Below are 17685 nucleotides of genomic sequence, written 5' to 3'. Positions count from 1 at the left end.
CATGTTAACAGGTAAACAAAAACGTTTTTTACGCGCGACAGCTCACGATTTAAACCCGATTTTCCAAGTCGGTAAAAATGGAGTCGGTGAAGCGATGTGCGCTGATTTGATGGATGCGCTCGAAAAGCGGGAGCTCTTGAAAGTACAAGTACTACAAAATTGTGCGGACGCACCAAAGGATGTCGCACAAGAACTCGTCGCAGGAACGAATGCTGAACTCGTTCAAGTCATCGGAAAAGTCATCGTTCTCTATAAAGAATCAAAAGAGAACAAGACGCTCGAATTGCCACGATGAAAATCGGACTGATGGGCGGAACGTTCGACCCTCCGCATATCGGTCATCTCCTGATTGCCGAACAAGCGCAGGAACAACTCGAACTTGATGCGGTCTGGTTTTTACCAGCAAATGTACCACCGCATAAACAACGTACTGTCACAGACGCAACTAAGCGTCTCCGTCTTGTAGAAGAAGCAATTGCATTGAACCCTGCCTTCTCTGTCTCTGCGATTGAATTTGAGCGAAAAGAACCTTCCTATACGTATGATACGATTCGTGCACTCAAGCACCGATACCCAGAGCATGAGTTTCTGTTTCTAATCGGCGCAGATTCACTCGTTAGTCTCGATACGTGGTATCAAGCTGAACGGTTATACGAGGAAGTCGTCTTTGGTGCCGTCGCTCGACCGGGAAGTCGGTATTTGATTCCGCGTGGTGCCCGTGTGAAAGCGGTCGATATGCCATTATTAGAAATTTCTTCGACGGATATCCGGCAACGGGTCGCGCGCGGACGGAGCATTCGCTACCTTGTACCGGAAGCCGTTCGACAACGGATTGAGGAGTGGAATCTATATGCGCCTTGAAGAAGCACGTCAAATCATTGAAAACACATTGCCTGAGCGACGCTATGTGCATACGTTAGGTGTCGTCGAGACGGCACGACACTTGGCTCTTAAATATGGTGTTGACGAAGAAGAAGCAACACTTGCTGCCATGCTCCATGATTATGCAAAATACCGCGATACGAATGAGATGCGTTCGATTGCCGTCGAATTGAATCAACGGATCTTACTTGACTATGATGACGAACTACTTCATGCGCCAGTGGGTGCGGAGCTTGTGCGTCGAGAACTTGGTCTTGATTCAGACGTGATTTATCAGGCCATCGCGAATCATACAACAGGGGCACCTGGTATGCCGTTACTTGATCAAATCATCTTCGTCGCGGATGCGATTGAGCCGAATCGTAGTTATTCGGGTGTCGAAGCGCTTCGTGAAGTAGCCGAGCAGGATTTGACGGACGCCGTCATCGCAACACTCAGTCAGACGATTCATTTTTTATGTACAAAACAAGCTATCATCTTTCCGCGAACGATTGAGACCTATAATGCCTTCGTCGCGGCCAAACGAAAGGGGACCGTCCTATGACAGTCGAACAAGAATTACAATTAATCGTAAATGCCATCGACGATAAACGTGCTGAAGATATCGTCGTCCTGAATATGTCGAGCATCTCACCAGTTGCCGACTATTTCGTCATCTGTGAAGGAAATTCAGAAAAACAAGTACAGGCGATCGCGCGTGAACTCAAAGAAGTCGCGCACGAACATAACCTGCCGATTAAACGCCTCGAAGGATTCGATGCGGCACGTTGGGTGTTGGCGGATCTTGAAAACGTCGTTGTTCATGTCTTCCACCGTGACGATCGTGATTACTATAACCTCGAAAAACTATGGGCAGATGCTCCAAAGGTTGAAGTCGAGGTCAACTAATGGCATACGAACAGTTCGCCTACATCTATGATGAATTGATGCAAGACGTCCCTTACGATCAATGGGTTGACTGGGTCAAAGCATACGTTCCGATTGGAAGTACAATTGCTGATATCGGATGTGGAACGGGTACGGCGACGCTTGCATTAGCAGCCCACTATGAGATGCTCGGGATCGATTTATCTGAAGAGATGCTCGAAGTCGCGCAGGAAAAAGCGATGGAAGAAGGATTGACTATTCAATTCTGGGCGCAAGACATGCGCGAAATCGAATTGCCGACACCTGTCGATGCCGTGACGATCCTATGCGACTCCTTGAATTATCTCCAGACGGAAGAGGATGTCAAACAGACGTTTACACATGTAGCAGCGATTCTAAAGGAGGGTGGACGTCTCTTATTTGATACACACTCCCCTTACAAAATGGAGACGCTGTTCAATGGGAAGACGTACGCGACACATGCGGAACAAAGCTCGTATATCTGGTTCGCGGATCCTGGTGAAGCGCCGCTTTCTGTCGTCCATGAACTGACATTCTTCATCGAGGAGGAGGATGGTCGCTATGAGCGTGTCGATGAAACGCATCATCAGCGGACGTATCCTCCGGCACAATACGTAACATGGTTACGCGAAGCCGGATTCCGGGTTCTCGCGGTCACAGGCGATTTTGGACCGGACGCTCCTTCTGAGACAGTCGAGCGGATCTTCTTCGTTGCCGAAAAAATGTAAAAGTGATTTCATCCGTCTTCTTTTAGCGATACACGTTCGTGTTGCTTGAAGGAGACGGATTTTTTTGTTCGTGAAACAGATGCTAATTCAAAGTAACGGTATGGATGGTAGGACTTTCATCCGACGAAACACTGCAGGATCGTGCTGTAAAGAATGGTTAGTGCGTATTCCTTCGTTTCCTGAAGTCTGTAGTGACCTGTTAGAGTCGTGGGAAAAGGAGGGATTCGTCTTGACCGTTCCACGTTTGCAACAGATAGCAGGTCTCGTCGTCGTCCTGCTGCTCATCATTTTATTGTTCGTACCATTACCCTCTTGTTCAAATGAAGCGATGGTCGATCAACCGTCCTTAACGGATAAACAACAAGAGGCAAAAGCAGAGCCAGCAGAAAAGGACACCTCGATTCGTGACAAACTCATCATGGTCGACGTAAAAGGAGCAGTAGAAGCGCCTGGACCTTATCAATTCCATTTGGGTGATCGAGTGAAGGATGCAATCGAAAAAGCAAAGACGACTGAAAAAGCCGATATTCGACAAATGAATCTCGCGGCACGTCTCATTGATGGACAGGAAGTCATCGTGCCGGTGAAAAAAGGGAAAGGTCAGCCAAAACCAACGAAACGCTCAAAAGCAGAGATACCGAAAGGATTGATTGACCTCAATGCGGCAACGGCGGAACAGTTGATGGAGGTTCCGGGAATTGGTCCCGCCAAAGCAGAAGCGATCTTAGCCTATCGTGAGGAGAAGGGGGGATTTGCGACATATGAATCACTCGGAGATGTGAAGGGCTTTGGGGAAAAGACGTTAGAATCGCTTAAATCCTACCTGATCGTCTACTGATGCCACTTCATGTGCTGTTCGTCCTCTTACTCATCGTTGCCATCAAAGAATCGATTTGGTGGTTAGTGCTCCTCATGCTCTTCGCTGTCTTGAAATCATGGTCTTTTTCAATCGGTCGTCTCTTTTTTCTGTTCATTCTGAGTTGCCTATTCATCGGAATGGGTCATCTGTCACCTGAACCGCATGACGTCTCGTCTGTTGACATCTTGTCAGGGAAGCGTAATGGGGATCGAATTCGTTATGAGGCAGAGAGTAACGGTCAATCGGTTCTATTGACGGCAACGATTACGGAAGAAGAAACAGGATACGAACGAATCGGGCACTCCTGTCGCGTAAATACGGAACCGCTCGATGTCCGCCAACAATCGAATGCTGGAGGGTTTGATGAACAGCAATTCATGCATACACATCGTTACGCTGGAAAGTGGGAAGTCCGTTCATTTGATTCCTGTCATCGGACACCTGGGTATGCGGCAGAAGGAAGACGGGTACGTGAAGTATGGCTAAAGCGGATCGAAGAATTGTTACCACAAAAGCAAGCATTCTACGTCGAAGCGCTTGTGTTTGGTGAGGATCGACTAATAGATCAAGTGACGCTCGAACGGTTTAAGAAATTCGGCTTATTACATGCAATCGTCATCTCAGGATCACATATTGCTTTTTTAGTATTTAGTTTGCTGTATGTCTTACGAAAAATCAGAATGACAAAAGAAAAACGACTCGATATCGTTCTTATCTTACTGCCGATTTACGGATGGTTGACGGAGTGGAGCCCTCCAGTCACACGAGCTGTTCTTGTCGCGATCATTCTGTTACTCGGTCGTCGTTTCCACAAACCGTTAGATCCGGTGGAGGTCATTGCAGGGGTCGCGGCTTTTCAATTGGCGATTCAACCGACTGTCATTTACGATATCGGATTTCAATTGACGATCGGACTGACGCTGTTTCTTGTGCTGTCGAGACGACTAATGGGTTCGGTTCGTCGTCCTTGGAACTGGCTGCTGATCAGTGCTTGGGCACAGTTTGGAACACTCCTCTTTTTGCAGGGGATTGAACAGACGACTGTTTCAATTTGGTCGCCATTGTTGAACCTATTGATTGGTAGCTGGATTGAATGGGTGATTCTGCCGGGATCGTTCATTCTCGCGACACTTCCGTTCTTACCGATTCGTTCAACGTTTCAGATCGCGCATCAGTATGCGATTCAATGGATGGATCAAGTGTTACGACTGGCGGAGGATTTACCGTTGGCGATGGTTGCCGTTCCGGCATTTTCTCCGATCGTCTTGACGATCGTCGTTGTCGGAATCGGAATTGCTTGGTTCATTGCTGAGCGGAGATGGTGGGGGCATGTTCTCCCGTTGATCCTTTTACTTGCGGCATGGGGCTACACCGAGTGGCGCGCATCTGAGCAAGTCACGTTTTTAGATGTTGGGCAAGGCGATAGTATCGTGCTTGAGAAAGCAGGAGAGACATTCGTCGTGGATACCGGTGGCGTTTATCAACAAACGACGCATCCACTGCTCCGTCCGTTTGATCCAGGTAGTCATATCGTCGCTCCCTTTTTATTCACACGAGGAGAAGCCGAAATTGACGGTCTGATCGTGACACATGCTGATCACGATCACGTCGGTGGACTTCTAGGTGTACTGCGCCAAGTTCGCGTGAAAACCATTTATTTAGGTGCATATGACAACATGGATGAGAAGCGAAATGATTTGATTCGTTCTATCGAAGCCACTGGAACGCGTGTTGAGTTCGTTCAAAAGGGGCAAACGATTCGTCCTTGGTTACAGGTACTTGCACCAACTGGACGAAAAGAAGAAGAAAACGATCGGTCTATCATATTACTCGCACAGATTGCCAAGCAACGTGTTTTACTGACGGGCGACGCTGGACTAGCAATCGAAGACGAGTTAAAGATTGGTCCGATCGATATTCTAAAAGCAGGTCATCATGGTTCGAACACGTCGACCGGTGAAGAACTCTTACGAAAGACGAATCCGAAGATTGTCATCTTGTCAGTCGGACGAAAAAATCGATACGGGCATCCACATCCGGACGTCCTCGAACGAATCGGGACAGATCGGATCGTCTTTCGAACGGATGAGGACGGGAGTGTAACTTGTTCTTCAGCGGGCTGTGAACCTATGATAAAATAAAAAAACAGCAACCCCCCAAGGTTGCTGTTTTACTGATTATAGACTTAAGAACTTAATTGCGACACCGATGATGAACAAGACTGCGAAGAAGCCGAATGATGCACCAAAACCAACGGCAGAGTCGAGCGCATCGTTGCGTTTTGATTGAATATCGTTCTCGAACGCGTTTTCACTTGGTGGGCGTACTGAATGTGCCATGCTGCATTCCCCCTTAATAGATTCCGCTTCTAGTATAGCGGAATAAAAGAGGATTATCTATGATGAAGTTAAGAACAAACTGTGAAATGTGGTGGGAATGATGAAAACTCCTTGGCTCGTCAACGGAAAATTAGCAAATTTATACTTATTATATGGAACGGAACGACATCTGTTAGAAGAATGGGAACGTGAAATCGTGAAAGCGGCTCTTCCGGACGGAGAACGCTTTGATTATATGAAAATCGATTTGAACGACCAACCGCTTGATGCGGTGCTTGATGAAGCAGAGACGGTGCCATTCTTGAGTGACTACCGTGTCGTCGTTGCAAAACCTGCAACGTTTCTGACAGGAGCAAAAGATAAAAAACAACATAACCTCGAACGGTTAGCAGATTATATCCTACAACCGGCAGACTATGCGGTCGTTGTCTTGATTGTCGAAGCAGAAAAGCTCGATGAACGAAAAACCGTCGTTAAACGATTGAAGGAGCGCGCGACGGTGCTGGAGGCGAAAAAACCGACGACCGAAGAGCTGTTCCGCTTCGTCCTGGATGCCGTCAATGACAAAGGGTACCGGATGGAACGTCCGGCGATCGAGCGGCTTATTTTCCTGACTGCTGAGATGTGGGGGACATTAGCGCACGAACTGGAGAAGTTGATGTTGTTCGCAGGAGATCGACCGACGATCGAAATCGAGGATGTCGATTTGTTGGTTCCGCGGACATTAGAGGACAACGTTTTTCAATTAACGGACTACTTGATGAAGCGTCAACTCGAACCAGCAATCCGTTTGATTCGTGACCTTGAAAAACAGGGACAGGAAGTGTTGGCCCTTCTTGGGCTGATGGCACGGCAATACCGGATGATGCTGTTATCGAAACGATTAGCAGAACAAGGATACGGAGAACGACAAATCGCATCGAAAGTCGGAGCCCATCCCTATGCGATCAAATTGGCATTACAATCTGCGAAGAGGTTTACCTTTGCGCAGCTCGAGCAAGCACTCATCGCCATCACGACGACGGATGAAGGCATGAAGACGGGGCGCGGTGATAAGAAGATTCTATTCGATGCGTTGATCGTTCGCTTAGCGACACTATAGAGGAGGAGAATGATGATGGAAGTCCAGCTCATAACAGCAGAAGAAGTCATCCCATTACGGCATGAAGTGTTGCGTCCGCATCAACCACGTGAAGCGTGTGTTTATCCAGACGATGCGCGTGCCTCGACGTTTCATCTCGGCGGGATAAAAGCACAACAAATTGTCGCGATCGGTAGTTTCTCGGAACAATCACATGAACAAGCGCCAGGAGCGACGTACCAACTTCGTGGCATGGCGTCGAGTGAACAAGTGCGTGGTGAAGGATATGGTCGGGCGCTGATCGAAGAAGCCCGTCGTCTCTTGAAAGAACGACAAGTGACAGCTTGGTGGTGTAACGCCCGCGTTACGGCCCTTCCTTTTTATGAGCGTCTTGGACTAGAACGTGTTGGAGAACCGTTCCTCATTGAAGGAATTGGTCTTCACTATGTCATGATCGACCGTCTAGACGACAACTAAGACAACAAATGGCGGACGAAGGAATCGTTTCACACGAGTCCTTCGTCCGCCATTTCACATCATATAAAAAAATCGCCACTGGAGATACCTCCTAGTGGCGACCCATCACCGTATTCTTCGGAAAGAATTAAAGTGCGTTTACGAGTTTAGCGAGACGTGATTTGTCACGACCAGCTTTGTTGCTGTGGATGAGACCTTTAGCAGCAGCTTTGTCGATTTTTTTAGAAGCTGTAGCGAAAGCAAGGACCGCTTGGTCTTTGTTACCTTCAGCTGCGAAAGTTTCGACTGCTTTAATCGCTGAACGCATTGCCGATTTACGTTGTACGTTAGCGACGCGGCGTTTTTCAGCTGTTTTAACGCGTTTGATTGCTGATTTAATGTTAGCCATGGATGATTCACCTCCAATAAAACTCATTCGAGATTTATATTCGCATATCTGCAGTTATCGTTCAACAGAACAAACACAATTGTAGCAAACGTTTTTCTTAAAAGCAATACGACGTCTAGGGAATCTTCACATTTTGTTTTTCGGGTAAAACAAAACGAGATAGTACAGTGAAGCGCTTTTTGGTATAATGAACCGTATGTACGTTTGAAAATAAGGTAAGGTGACTCTAAACATGACGAATGAAGACCGTTTAAAGCGGCAGAAGAGTATTCGTAACTTCTCGATCATTGCCCATATCGATCACGGGAAGTCGACACTCGCTGACCGGATTTTAGAAAAAACTGGCGCGTTGACATCGCGCGAAATGAAAGATCAGACACTTGATGCCATGGATCTCGAACGTGAGCGTGGCATCACGATTAAACTCAACGCTGTTCAATTGAAGTATACAGCAAAAGACGGGGAAGATTACATTCTTCACCTCATTGATACACCTGGACACGTCGACTTCACATATGAAGTCTCGCGTTCACTTGCAGCTTGTGAAGGGGCTGTCCTCGTCGTCGATGCGGCGCAAGGAATCGAAGCGCAGACGCTTGCGAACGTTTACTTAGCACTCGACAACGATCTCGAAATCCTTCCGATCATTAATAAAATCGATTTACCTTCTGCGGATGTCGAACGCGTCCGTCAAGAAATCGAAGATGTCATCGGACTCGATGCGTCTGAAGCTGTTCCGACTTCTGCGAAGGCAGGGATCGGCATTGAAGAAATTCTCGAACAAATCGTCGAGAAAGTACCAGCGCCGACGGGTGATCCGTCTGCACCACTCGAAGCATTGATCTTTGACTCCTATTATGACGCTTACCGTGGTGTCGTAGCATCGATTCGAATCGTCAACGGAACAGTTAAAGTCGGCGATAAGATTCGGATGATGTCGACAGGTAAGGACTTTGAGGTTCTGGAACTTGCCGTTGCGACACCAAAACCATTACGTCAGCAAGAATTGACGGTCGGTGATGTTGGAACGTTGTCTGCTTCGATCAAAACGGTCGGCGACGTACGTGTCGGGGATACGATTACGCTTGCGAAACAGCCAGCTGCTGAAGCGCTGCCGGGATACCGTAAGATGAATCCGATGGTGTACTGTGGACTCTATCCAATCGATGCTGCGAAATACAACGATTTACGAGAAGCGCTTGAAAAACTACAACTTAGTGACGCAGCGCTTGAGTTCGAACCAGAGACATCACAAGCACTCGGATTCGGATTCCGTTGTGGATTCCTCGGGATGCTCCACATGGAAATCATCCAGGAGCGGATCGAACGTGAATTCAACATCGATATGATCACGACGGCACCGTCCGTTATCTATCACGTGACGACGACAGCGGGTGAAGTCTTGCATGTTGATAACCCATCGAAGATGCCGGATCAGCAAAAAGTTGAATTCATTGAAGAGCCGTTCGTTAAGGCTGCTGTCATGACACCGAATGATTACGTTGGTGCAATCATGGAGTTGTGTCAGAAGAAACGCGGAACATTCGTCGATATGCAATACATCGATACGACACGTGTCAAAATCACCTATGAATTGCCGTTATCTGAGATCGTCTACGATTTCTTTGATCAGTTGAAATCGAGTACAAAAGGATATGCGTCACTTGATTATGAATTGATCGGCTATCAACAGTCGCGTCTCGTCAAGATGGATATCCTTCTTAATAACGAAAACGTCGATGCGCTCAGCTTCATCGTTCACCGTGACTTCGCGTACGAACGTGGAAAGGTCATCGTTGATAAGCTGAAGGAATTGATTCCGCGGATGCAGTTCGAAGTGCCGATTCAGGCAGCAGTCGGAACAAAGATTGTCGCGCGTTCGACGATTAAAGCATTACGGAAGAACGTTCTCGCGAAATGTTACGGGGGAGACATCTCTCGGAAACGGAAGTTGCTCGAGAAGCAAAAAGAAGGTAAGAAACGCATGAAGATGGTAGGCTCAGTAGAGGTACCGCAAGAAGCCTTCATGTCCGTTCTATCTATGGACGAAGATTAAACAGGTGGGGGGCGCTTGCGTCCCCTTTTTGGTTTTTATAGAGAAAGGATGAGGCGAAATGGGAATACGCGCCGCATATGTCCACATCCCTTTTTGTGAACATATTTGTTACTACTGTGATTTCAATAAAGTCTTTTTAAAGAATCAGCCCGTCGATGAATACCTCGATGCGCTTGAACGCGAAATCGAACTGACGCTGAAACAATACCCGACAGATCATCTCGAGACGATCTTCATTGGTGGTGGCACACCAACTGCTTTGAATGAACCACAGATGCAACGTTTAATGGAAATCATTCAAAAGCATTTGTTGCCACTAACAGGTGACGATTTAGAGTATACGGTCGAGTCGAATCCGGACGGTGTATCGGAAGAGAAACTTGATATCATGAAGACAGGTGGTGTCAATCGTGTCAGTTTCGGTGTCCAATCGTTTGACGATGGTTTGCTCGAACGCATCGGTCGAACGCACCGGGAAGCGAAAGTCGCGCAGACGCTCGATGCAGCAGCGAAACGATTTAATAACATCTCCGTCGACTTGATGTTCGGATTACCGAATCAGACGCTCGATCAGGTCCGCTACGACGTTACACGGGCGCTACAATTACCGATTACGCATATTTCATCCTATTCATTGATTTTAGAACCACACACGGTTTTTGCGATTCAAGAGCGAAAAGGAAAACTACCGCTACCGACGCAAGATCTCGAGGCAGAGATGTATCAAGTGATGATCGAAACGATTGAAGCAGGTGGTTATGCACAGTATGAGATCTCGAACTTCGCAGAAGTTGGAAAAGAGAGTCGTCATAATCGCGTCTACTGGGAAAACGATGAGTACTACGGATTTGGTGCAGGCTCACATAGCTATATCAATCAGACGCGTCGTGCGAACATCGCACCGATTCCGCACTATATCAAGGCGGAAGGGTTACCGGTTCGAAAAGAGACGCCGTTGACGAACGTTGAGCGGATGGAAGAAGAGATGTTCCTCGGTCTTCGAATGAAGGACGGCGTATCGCTCGAGCGTTTCCAGGAGAAGTATGGAGTAGCGTTTAAAGATGTATTTGGTGAAGTCATGAAACGGTTGTTGCCAAACGGTCTCGTCGAGCAGACGGAGACACATATCCGTTTGACGCCAGCCGGAATTCCGCTAGCGAACGAAGTCTTTGCAGAGTTCATTGGTGAAGCGCAAGTACAATGACATAAGAGTAGCTGAAATCAATGAAAATGAGAGAAGCGGTGTTTCCCAAATGTGGAACACCGCTTCTCTCATTTTTTCGACTTCCTTAAAAAATACGCAGTCGTTCCGATGACCGCGATGAACAGCCAGACAAAGACTCCCGCCATTGCCAATAATTCAATCATCCGATTCATCCTTTCCGTTCTTTGTTTCACTGTATCGCAGAATGGGAAACTGTTCAAAGGGTCACGCAATTCGGTTGACATCGGGCGGACAATTCCTTATAGTAAAAGATGTAATTAGCACTCGTTAAAAGTGAGTGCTAACAAAATAAGGTGGTGAAGAAGGTGCTGACGGATCGTCAATTGTTGATTTTACGTGCAATCGTCGATGATTATATCAAGACTGCTCAACCCGTCGGCTCACGGACGCTCTCAAAACGAGACGACGTGACGTTCAGTTCCGCGACCATTCGTAACGAGATGGCGGACCTCGAAGAGATGGGTCTGATTGAAAAGCCACACACTTCCGCAGGACGGATTCCTTCCGAACTCGGATATCGTTTTTATGTCGACCATCTGATTCGTCCGGAAAACATCACACCAAAAGAAGCACAGGCATTGAAGTCACTCTTTGCCCATTCCGTGAATGAGAATGATCGGTTGATTCGGCACACAGCAGACCTGTTGAGTGATTTAACCCATTACACGACACTTGTACTTGGACCAAAAGAAGACGGACAACGACTGCATCATCTAGAATTAATTCCTCTTGCCGAGGGTCGTGTCGTCATCGTTCTCGTCACAGAGACGGGACATGTTGAACACAAGACATTGCAATTGAATCAAGCGTTGTCCCAGGAAGCAGCGAGCCGACTGATGGAACGTCTGAACCAGACGTTGCGCGGTACGCCGCTCTCAGCCTTACGCAGTCGTCTGCTTGAGGAAATCCGTCGCTTCCGTTCAGAGCATTCTGAGCAGACGGTATTGCTCTCGAAAGCACTTGATCTCGTCTTGACGGATCAAGAGGAGCGACCGTTCATTTATTTGGGCGGGAAAGCCAACATGTTCGATCAGCCTGAATTTCAGGACGTCGCAAAACTACGACCTGTTCTCGAACTGATCGAACAGCAAGAAGCTGTTCTCGATTTCCTACGACCGAATCTCGATAATCAAATCTTGATTACGATCGGGAGTGAGAACAATATGGATGCATTAAAAGATTGTAGCGTCATCCGGGCCCATTATTCGGTCGACGGTGTCTCAATTGGGACACTCGCATTGATCGGACCGAAACGGATGGATTACAACCGGGGAATCAACTCGATCATCCATCTACTTCAAGCATTCCAAACCGAATTGCATAAGAACAATTTGGATTGAATATAGAAAGGGGCTCGATTCAGAGTGGAAGAAAAAGAACAGAATCAAAACCTCCAACAAGAAGAAAACGTGACAGAGCCGACTGAAACCGTCGAAGTCACAGAAGAAGAAGTCATCCAAGCGGATCTCGTCGAAGACGAGAAGCCGGACTTCGAAGCACAACTCGCAGAAGCAAAAGCTTCAGAATTACGCCTCCGTGCGGATTTTGAGAACTTCAAGCGTCGTAACCGTGTCGAAGCAGAGAACCGCGCGAAGTATTCTTCACAAGCGATCGTCGAAAAGCTGTTGCCACTCGTCGATAACTTGGACCGGGCGCTCCAAATCGAGACGGAAAACGAGGAGACGAAATCTGTCTTGACGGGTGTCGAGATGGTAAAACGTCAACTCGTCGAAACGCTTCAAAATGAAGGCGTCGTCGAGATTCCAGCTGTCGGTGAAGCGTTCGATCCGAACTTACACCAAGCGGTCGTTCAAGAAGCGAGCGAAAAACACGCATCAGGTGTCGTCATCGCTGAATTCCAAAAAGGGTACAAATTGCACGATCGTGTGATTCGTCCGAGTATGGTTAAAGTAGCTGAGTAATCAGCCTGTACTTCATTATTCCAATCATTGAAAGCGAGGAAATAGATCATGGCAAAAATCATCGGTATTGACTTAGGTACAACGAACTCATGTGTTGCAGTAATGGAAGGTGGCGAACCCGTCGTCATCGCTAACGCAGAAGGAAACCGTACGACACCATCTGTCGTCGCATTCAAAAACGGTGAGCGTCAAGTAGGGGAAGTTGCAAAACGTCAAGCAATCACGAACCCGAACACGATCATGTCGATCAAACGTCATATGGGTACAGACTATAAAGTAGAAGTTGAAGGCAAAGACTACACACCACAAGAAGTCTCTGCGATCATCCTTCAAAAATTAAAAGCGCAAGCAGAAGACTACCTCGGTGAAAAAGTCACAGAAGCTGTCATCACAGTACCGGCTTACTTCAACGATGCAGAACGCCAAGCGACAAAAGACGCTGGTACAATTGCTGGTCTTGATGTAAAACGGATTATCAACGAGCCTACAGCAGCAGCGCTCGCTTACGGTCTCGAAAAAGGCGAAGATCACACGATCCTCATCTATGACCTTGGTGGCGGTACGTTCGACGTGTCGATCCTTGAGCTCGGTGATGGCGTCTTTGAAGTAGTTTCAACTGCAGGTGACAGCCGTCTTGGTGGAGATGATTTCGACCAAAAAATCATCGATCATCTCGTAGCAGAGTTCAAAAAAGAAAACGGCATCGATCTTGCTCAAGATAAGATGGCGCTTCAACGTTTGAAAGATGCAGCTGAAAAAGCGAAAAAAGACCTTTCAGGTGTTTCTTCAACACAAATCAGCCTTCCGTTCATCACAGCTGGCGCATCAGGTCCACTTCACTTGGAAATGACGCTCTCACGCGCGAAATTCGACGATCTCACAGCAGATCTCGTTGAACGTACGATGGAACCAACACGCCGTGCTATGAACGATGCAGGTCTGACACCAGACAAAATCGACAAAATCATCCTCGTTGGTGGTTCGACTCGTATCCCTGCAGTTCAAAAAGCAATCCAAGACTTCACTGGTAAAGAGTCGTTCAAAGGGGTTAACCCGGATGAAGTCGTTGCCCTCGGTGCAGCGGTTCAAGGTGGCGTATTGACAGGAGACGTCAAAGACGTCGTTCTTCTCGACGTAACTCCACTCTCACTCGGTATCGAGACAATGGGTGGCGTGATGACGAAATTGATCGATCGTAACACAACGATCCCAACTTCGAAATCACAAGTCTTCTCGACTGCAGCAGACAGCCAACCAGCTGTTGACATCCACGTCCTCCAAGGGGAACGTCCAATGGCAGCAGATAACAAAACACTTGGTCGCTTCCAATTGACGGACATTCCGCCAGCACCACGTGGTGTGCCACAAATCGAAGTTAAATTCGACATCGACGCGAACGGTATCGTTAACGTTTCTGCGAAAGATCTCGGAACGAACAAAGAACAGTCGATCACGATTCAATCATCAAGCGGTTTGACTGAAGCGGACATCGAGCAAATGGTCAAAGATGCAGAAGCAAACGCGGATGCAGACAACAAGCGTAAAGAAGAAGTCGAATTACGCAACGAAGCAGACCAACTCGTCTTCGCAACAGATAAAGCAATCAAAGACCTCGGTGAGCAAGTCGCTGACGCTGATAAAGAAAAAGCAGAAGCTGCAAAAGAAAAAGTAACAAAAGCTCTCGAAGGAACAGACATCGAAGCAATCCGTTCTGCAAAAGACGAATTGTCGACAGTCGTCCAAGAGTTGACACAAAAAGTCTACGAGAACATGGCACAGCAACAAGCGGGCGCTGAAGGCGCACAAGCTGGTGGTCAAGACGACAACGTCATGGACGCTGAGTTCGAAGAAGTCGACGAGAAAGACAACAAGTAATTCATCCGACCGATTTTTCGGGCGCTAGAGAGAGCCAAAGCGTATCCGCGCTTTGGCTCTTTCCATGTCGCACGAAGTTCGGTAAAATCAAACAGTATGAAATGAATCGGAATAGAGAGAGGAAGACTGCACGTGGAAAAACGCGATTATTATGAAGTACTAGGCGTCGCGCGCGATGCCTCATCAGCGGAAATCAAACGCGCGTACCGTAAGCTTGCCCGGACGTACCACCCGGACGTCAACAAGGAAGCGGATGCGGATGCGAAATTCAAGGAATTATCGGAAGCGTATGAAGTGTTGTCCGATGACAATAAACGAGCACGTTACGACCAATTCGGTCACCAAGATCCATCACAAGGTGGCGGTGGATTCAGTGGAGCTGAAGGATTTGGCGACATCTTCGACATGTTCTTCGGTGGCGGACGTCGTCAAGATCCAAATGCCCCACGTAAAGGACAGGACTTACAATACGTCGAGGAAATCGACTTCATGGAATCGGTCACAGGCGTCGAGAAGACGATCACGATCCCAGTCGAAGAAGATTGCGGTACATGTCATGGTTCGGGTGCTAAACCAGGAACACATCCAGAAACATGTAAACGATGCGGTGGTTCGGGGCACATCAACGTCGAACAAAACACGATGTTCGGTCGTGTCGTCAACCAAACGACGTGTTCGACGTGTCATGGGCGTGGACAAATCGTCAAGGAGCCATGTGAAACATGTCGTGGAGCCGGTCGTGTCCGTAAAAACAAAGATGTCCGTGTCAAAATTCCAGCAGGGATCGACAATGGGCAACAAATCCGCTTAGCAGGCAAAGGGGAAGCCGGTGTCAACGGTGGACCAGCAGGTGACTTGTATGTCGTCGTCCGTGTCGCAGCACACGAACTGTTCGAACGTGTCGATGATCATATCGTCATGGATATGCCACTTACATTCGCACAAGCAACACTCGGTGATGAGATCGAAGTACCGACCGTTCATGGCAAGGTCAGTCTGAAGATTCCAGCGGGCACACAGACAGGATCACGTTTCCGTCTCCGCGGAAAAGGGATGCCGAACGTCCGGTCCGGTCATCATGGTGATCAATACGTCAACGTCGTCGTCATCACACCGAAGAATCTGACGGAACGTCAAAAAGAACTATTACGGGAATTCAATGAAATCAGCGATGAAAAAGGTGTCGAAGAGCAACACGAAGGTGTCTTCAGCCGGATCAAGACATTCTTTACAGGGTGATCACTACAGAGGAGCGTGACAAGAAATGAAATGGTCAGAGATCTGTGTCCATACGACACAAGAAGCCATCGAAGCAGTTTCAAACATCTTACATGAAGCGGGAGCAAGCGGAGTCGTCATCGAGGACGTCGAAGATTTCGAGATGATGTCCCACCGCGAAGATAACTTCGGTGAAATTTGGGATGAGACGAAACGGGACGAGTACCCGACTCAAGGTGTACTCGTGAAGGCGTATCTTGCAGAAAGCAGCGATTTGACGGACACGATCAAAGGCATCGAACAGGACATCCAACAGTTGACGAACTTCGGTCTGTCGATTGGCACGGGTGCTGTCACGCTGACTCAAGTAGATGAAGAAGACTGGGCACATTCATGGAAACAATTCTATAAGCCGGTCAAAATCAGTCGTCATCTGACGGTCGTCCCAATGTGGGAAGATTATACACCACAACCGGATGAAAAGATCATCGAGCTCGATCCAGGTATGGCGTTCGGAACAGGAACACACCCGACGACGGTCCTCTGCATTCAAGCAATCGAAAACTACTTGCAAGAGCAAGACCGTGTCGTCGATGTCGGAACGGGATCCGGTGTCTTAGCGATTGCAGCAGCGAAGCTTGGGGCAAAAGATGTCTTTGCACTGGATTTAGACGAAGTCGCTGTCAAATCAGCGACAGAAAACGTCGCTTTGAACAACGTCAGTGAGCAGATCACGGTCCGTCAAGGCGATTTGATGAAGGAATTGAGTGAGCCGGTCGAGTTGATCGTCGCGAATATCTTAGCGGAAGTCATCCTCCTCTTCGTCAAGGATGCCTATACGCTGACGTTACCAGGCGGGCATTTCATCGCTTCCGGTATCATTAGTCAGAAGAAAGATATGGTCGTACAAGCGATGCAAGAAGCAGGATTTACGATCGTCGAGACGACGAAGCTTGAGGACTGGGTCGCAATCATCGCGAAACGGGAGGCATAAGCGCATGCAACGGTATTTCGTCGAGCCCTCGATGCGTCAGGGAGATGTCTTTCATCTCCCGAAAGACGACGCACACCATATGAAAAACGTCATGCGGATGGAAGTCGGCGGAGAGATTCTCGTACTCGACGGGACAGGTCTTTACCGGTGTCGCCTGGAAGCACTCGATAAAGAAGCGGCTTCTGCCCGGATCGAAGAGACTTTACCGATCGAGACGGAGTTACCGATTCGTGTGACGATCGCCCATGGATTGCCAAAAGGCGATAAGATCGAACTCGTTGCCCAAAAAGCAACGGAACTCGGGATGCATCATCTACGGATTTTCGAAGCCGATCGTTCCGTCTCGAAATGGGATCAGAAGAAGGTTCCGAAAAAGATTGAACGCCTCGAAAAAATCGTCAAGGAAGCAGCGGAACAATCGTACCGTGCCCACTTGCCGACAGTCGACTTCGTGGCGTATGATGAAGTCTTACAGGATGCATCGAACTACACGGCTTGTCTGGTTGCCTATGAAGAATCAGCGAAACAAGGGGAGGCCTCCGTCCTCGCTATGACGCTTGCTGGACTGCAAGAAGGAGATTCCCTTCTTGTCGTCATCGGACCTGAAGGTGGGTTCGCTGAAGCAGAAATCGCACGTTTGACGGATGCCGGTTTAAAAAAAGCCGCTCTAGGGCGCCGCATCTTACGGACGGAAACGGCACCGTTGTATGTCCTTTCCGCCGTCTCGTATCATTTTGAATTGAAAGGGTGAAC

19 protein-coding genes are annotated in these 17685 nt (G+C 48.0%); 17 read left to right on the top strand and 2 right to left on the bottom strand.

The window, feature by feature from the left end; translation table 11 throughout:
* The first annotated feature begins 1 nt into the window (after position 1).
* The 7 genes from yhbY to BW42_RS08195 all read left to right on the top strand — a co-directional run bounded on the left by yhbY (position 2) and on the right by BW42_RS08195 (position 5498).
* Positions 2–295: a ribosome assembly RNA-binding protein YhbY gene (yhbY, locus tag BW42_RS08225; protein ID WP_023467424.1), complete on the top strand. Its 294-nt coding sequence runs from the start codon at positions 2–4 to the stop codon at positions 293–295.
* On the top strand, positions 292–861 hold the full coding sequence (gene nadD, locus BW42_RS08220; RefSeq protein WP_035409307.1) for a nicotinate-nucleotide adenylyltransferase: 570 nt from the start codon (positions 292–294) through the stop codon (positions 859–861). Before yhbY ends, nadD begins: the two co-directional genes overlap by 4 nt.
* Positions 851–1426 (top strand): bis(5'-nucleosyl)-tetraphosphatase (symmetrical) YqeK, encoded by a 576-nt coding sequence (gene yqeK / locus BW42_RS08215; protein WP_035409306.1) that lies wholly within the window; start codon positions 851–853, stop codon positions 1424–1426. The genes nadD and yqeK overlap by 11 nt, the downstream gene beginning before the upstream one ends.
* Positions 1423–1770: a ribosome silencing factor gene (gene rsfS, locus BW42_RS08210; RefSeq protein WP_023467427.1), complete on the top strand. Its 348-nt coding sequence runs from the start codon at positions 1423–1425 to the stop codon at positions 1768–1770. The genes yqeK and rsfS overlap by 4 nt, the downstream gene beginning before the upstream one ends.
* Complete coding sequence (locus tag BW42_RS08205) at positions 1770–2498, top strand: class I SAM-dependent methyltransferase (RefSeq protein ID WP_035409303.1); 729 nt, start codon at positions 1770–1772, stop codon at positions 2496–2498. Before rsfS ends, BW42_RS08205 begins: the two co-directional genes overlap by 1 nt.
* Before the next feature lie 229 nt (positions 2499–2727).
* The gene (locus tag BW42_RS08200) at positions 2728–3336 is read left to right on the top strand and encodes a helix-hairpin-helix domain-containing protein (RefSeq protein ID WP_035409301.1); all 609 of its coding nucleotides are present in this window, start codon (positions 2728–2730) and stop codon (positions 3334–3336) included.
* Positions 3336–5498 carry a DNA internalization-related competence protein ComEC/Rec2 gene (locus tag BW42_RS08195; RefSeq protein ID WP_035409299.1) on the top strand — a complete coding sequence of 721 codons (2163 nt, stop codon included), beginning with the start codon at positions 3336–3338 and terminating at the stop codon, positions 5496–5498. Before BW42_RS08200 ends, BW42_RS08195 begins: the two co-directional genes overlap by 1 nt.
* 36 nt (positions 5499–5534) lie before the next feature.
* Here BW42_RS08195 and BW42_RS16170 read toward each other — a convergent pair whose 3' ends face one another.
* Complete coding sequence (locus BW42_RS16170) at positions 5535–5696, bottom strand: YqzM family protein (protein ID WP_023467431.1); 162 nt, start codon at positions 5694–5696, stop codon at positions 5535–5537.
* 100 nt (positions 5697–5796) lie between these two features.
* On the opposite strand from BW42_RS16170, the gene holA reads away from it, so the two are divergent.
* Both holA and BW42_RS08180 read left to right on the top strand, forming a co-directional pair.
* The gene (gene holA / locus BW42_RS08185) at positions 5797–6798 is read left to right on the top strand and encodes a DNA polymerase III subunit delta (protein WP_023467432.1); all 1002 of its coding nucleotides are present in this window, start codon (positions 5797–5799) and stop codon (positions 6796–6798) included.
* 12 nt (positions 6799–6810) lie between these two features.
* Positions 6811–7254 carry a GNAT family N-acetyltransferase gene (locus BW42_RS08180; protein WP_035409297.1) on the top strand — a complete coding sequence of 148 codons (444 nt, stop codon included), beginning with the start codon at positions 6811–6813 and terminating at the stop codon, positions 7252–7254.
* A gap of 127 nt (positions 7255–7381) precedes the next feature.
* Here the strand turns inward: BW42_RS08180 and rpsT are convergent, their stop codons facing one another.
* Positions 7382–7642 (bottom strand): 30S ribosomal protein S20, encoded by a 261-nt coding sequence (rpsT, locus tag BW42_RS08175; protein WP_023467434.1) that lies wholly within the window; start codon positions 7640–7642, stop codon positions 7382–7384.
* Between the two features lie 232 nt (positions 7643–7874).
* Between rpsT and lepA the strand changes: the two genes are divergently transcribed.
* From lepA to BW42_RS08135, 8 genes are all read left to right on the top strand, one after another.
* Positions 7875–9698 carry a translation elongation factor 4 gene (gene lepA, locus BW42_RS08170; RefSeq protein WP_035409294.1) on the top strand — a complete coding sequence of 608 codons (1824 nt, stop codon included), beginning with the start codon at positions 7875–7877 and terminating at the stop codon, positions 9696–9698.
* Positions 9699–9762: 64 nt separating this feature from the next.
* Positions 9763–10902 (top strand): radical SAM family heme chaperone HemW, encoded by a 1140-nt coding sequence (hemW, locus tag BW42_RS08165; RefSeq protein ID WP_290773627.1) that lies wholly within the window; start codon positions 9763–9765, stop codon positions 10900–10902.
* Positions 10903–11228: 326 nt separating this feature from the next.
* A complete protein-coding gene (gene hrcA, locus BW42_RS08160) occupies positions 11229–12263 on the top strand; it encodes a heat-inducible transcriptional repressor HrcA (RefSeq protein ID WP_035409289.1) in 1035 nt (344 codons plus the stop codon).
* Positions 12264–12287: 24 nt separating this feature from the next.
* Complete coding sequence (grpE, locus tag BW42_RS08155; RefSeq protein WP_035409287.1) at positions 12288–12845, top strand: nucleotide exchange factor GrpE; 558 nt, start codon at positions 12288–12290, stop codon at positions 12843–12845.
* A gap of 48 nt (positions 12846–12893) precedes the next feature.
* A complete protein-coding gene (gene dnaK / locus BW42_RS08150) occupies positions 12894–14720 on the top strand; it encodes a molecular chaperone DnaK (protein WP_035398411.1) in 1827 nt (608 codons plus the stop codon).
* 132 nt (positions 14721–14852) lie between these two features.
* Positions 14853–15959: a molecular chaperone DnaJ gene (gene dnaJ / locus BW42_RS08145; RefSeq protein WP_023467442.1), complete on the top strand. Its 1107-nt coding sequence runs from the start codon at positions 14853–14855 to the stop codon at positions 15957–15959.
* A 25-nt stretch (positions 15960–15984) separates the two neighbouring features.
* Positions 15985–16932 carry a 50S ribosomal protein L11 methyltransferase gene (gene prmA / locus BW42_RS08140; protein ID WP_035409285.1) on the top strand — a complete coding sequence of 316 codons (948 nt, stop codon included), beginning with the start codon at positions 15985–15987 and terminating at the stop codon, positions 16930–16932.
* A gap of 4 nt (positions 16933–16936) precedes the next feature.
* On the top strand, positions 16937–17683 hold the full coding sequence (locus tag BW42_RS08135; RefSeq protein ID WP_035409283.1) for a 16S rRNA (uracil(1498)-N(3))-methyltransferase: 747 nt from the start codon (positions 16937–16939) through the stop codon (positions 17681–17683).
* Positions 17684–17685: the final 2 nt, after the last annotated feature.

The organism is Exiguobacterium sp. RIT341 (assembly GCF_000632205.1).
Taxonomy (GTDB): Bacteria; Bacillota; Bacilli; order Exiguobacteriales; family Exiguobacteriaceae; genus Exiguobacterium_A.
The sequence above is the reverse complement of the archived record's forward strand: the minus strand, read 5'-3'. Positions and strand labels throughout refer to the sequence as shown.

What these genes read in the sequence shown, in the direction of transcription:
- yhbY (WP_023467424.1), top strand. Translation starts at nt 2, where the DNA reads ATGTTAACAGGTAAACAAAAACGTTTTTTACGCGCGACAGCTCACGAT.
- nadD (WP_035409307.1), top strand. Translation starts at nt 292, where the DNA reads ATGAAAATCGGACTGATGGGCGGAACGTTCGACCCTCCGCATATCGGT.
- yqeK (WP_035409306.1), top strand. Translation starts at nt 851, where the DNA reads ATGCGCCTTGAAGAAGCACGTCAAATCATTGAAAACACATTGCCTGAG.
- rsfS (WP_023467427.1), top strand. Translation starts at nt 1,423, where the DNA reads ATGACAGTCGAACAAGAATTACAATTAATCGTAAATGCCATCGACGAT.
- BW42_RS08205 (WP_035409303.1), top strand. Translation starts at nt 1,770, where the DNA reads ATGGCATACGAACAGTTCGCCTACATCTATGATGAATTGATGCAAGAC.
- BW42_RS08195 (WP_035409299.1), top strand. Translation starts at nt 3,336, where the DNA reads ATGCCACTTCATGTGCTGTTCGTCCTCTTACTCATCGTTGCCATCAAA.
- BW42_RS16170 (WP_023467431.1), bottom strand. Translation starts at nt 5,696, where the DNA reads ATGGCACATTCAGTACGCCCACCAAGTGAAAACGCGTTCGAGAACGAT.
- holA (WP_023467432.1), top strand. Translation starts at nt 5,797, where the DNA reads ATGAAAACTCCTTGGCTCGTCAACGGAAAATTAGCAAATTTATACTTA.
- BW42_RS08180 (WP_035409297.1), top strand. Translation starts at nt 6,811, where the DNA reads ATGATGGAAGTCCAGCTCATAACAGCAGAAGAAGTCATCCCATTACGG.
- rpsT (WP_023467434.1), bottom strand. Translation starts at nt 7,642, where the DNA reads ATGGCTAACATTAAATCAGCAATCAAACGCGTTAAAACAGCTGAAAAA.
- lepA (WP_035409294.1), top strand. Translation starts at nt 7,875, where the DNA reads ATGACGAATGAAGACCGTTTAAAGCGGCAGAAGAGTATTCGTAACTTC.
- dnaK (WP_035398411.1), top strand. Translation starts at nt 12,894, where the DNA reads ATGGCAAAAATCATCGGTATTGACTTAGGTACAACGAACTCATGTGTT.
- prmA (WP_035409285.1), top strand. Translation starts at nt 15,985, where the DNA reads ATGAAATGGTCAGAGATCTGTGTCCATACGACACAAGAAGCCATCGAA.
- BW42_RS08135 (WP_035409283.1), top strand. Translation starts at nt 16,937, where the DNA reads ATGCAACGGTATTTCGTCGAGCCCTCGATGCGTCAGGGAGATGTCTTT.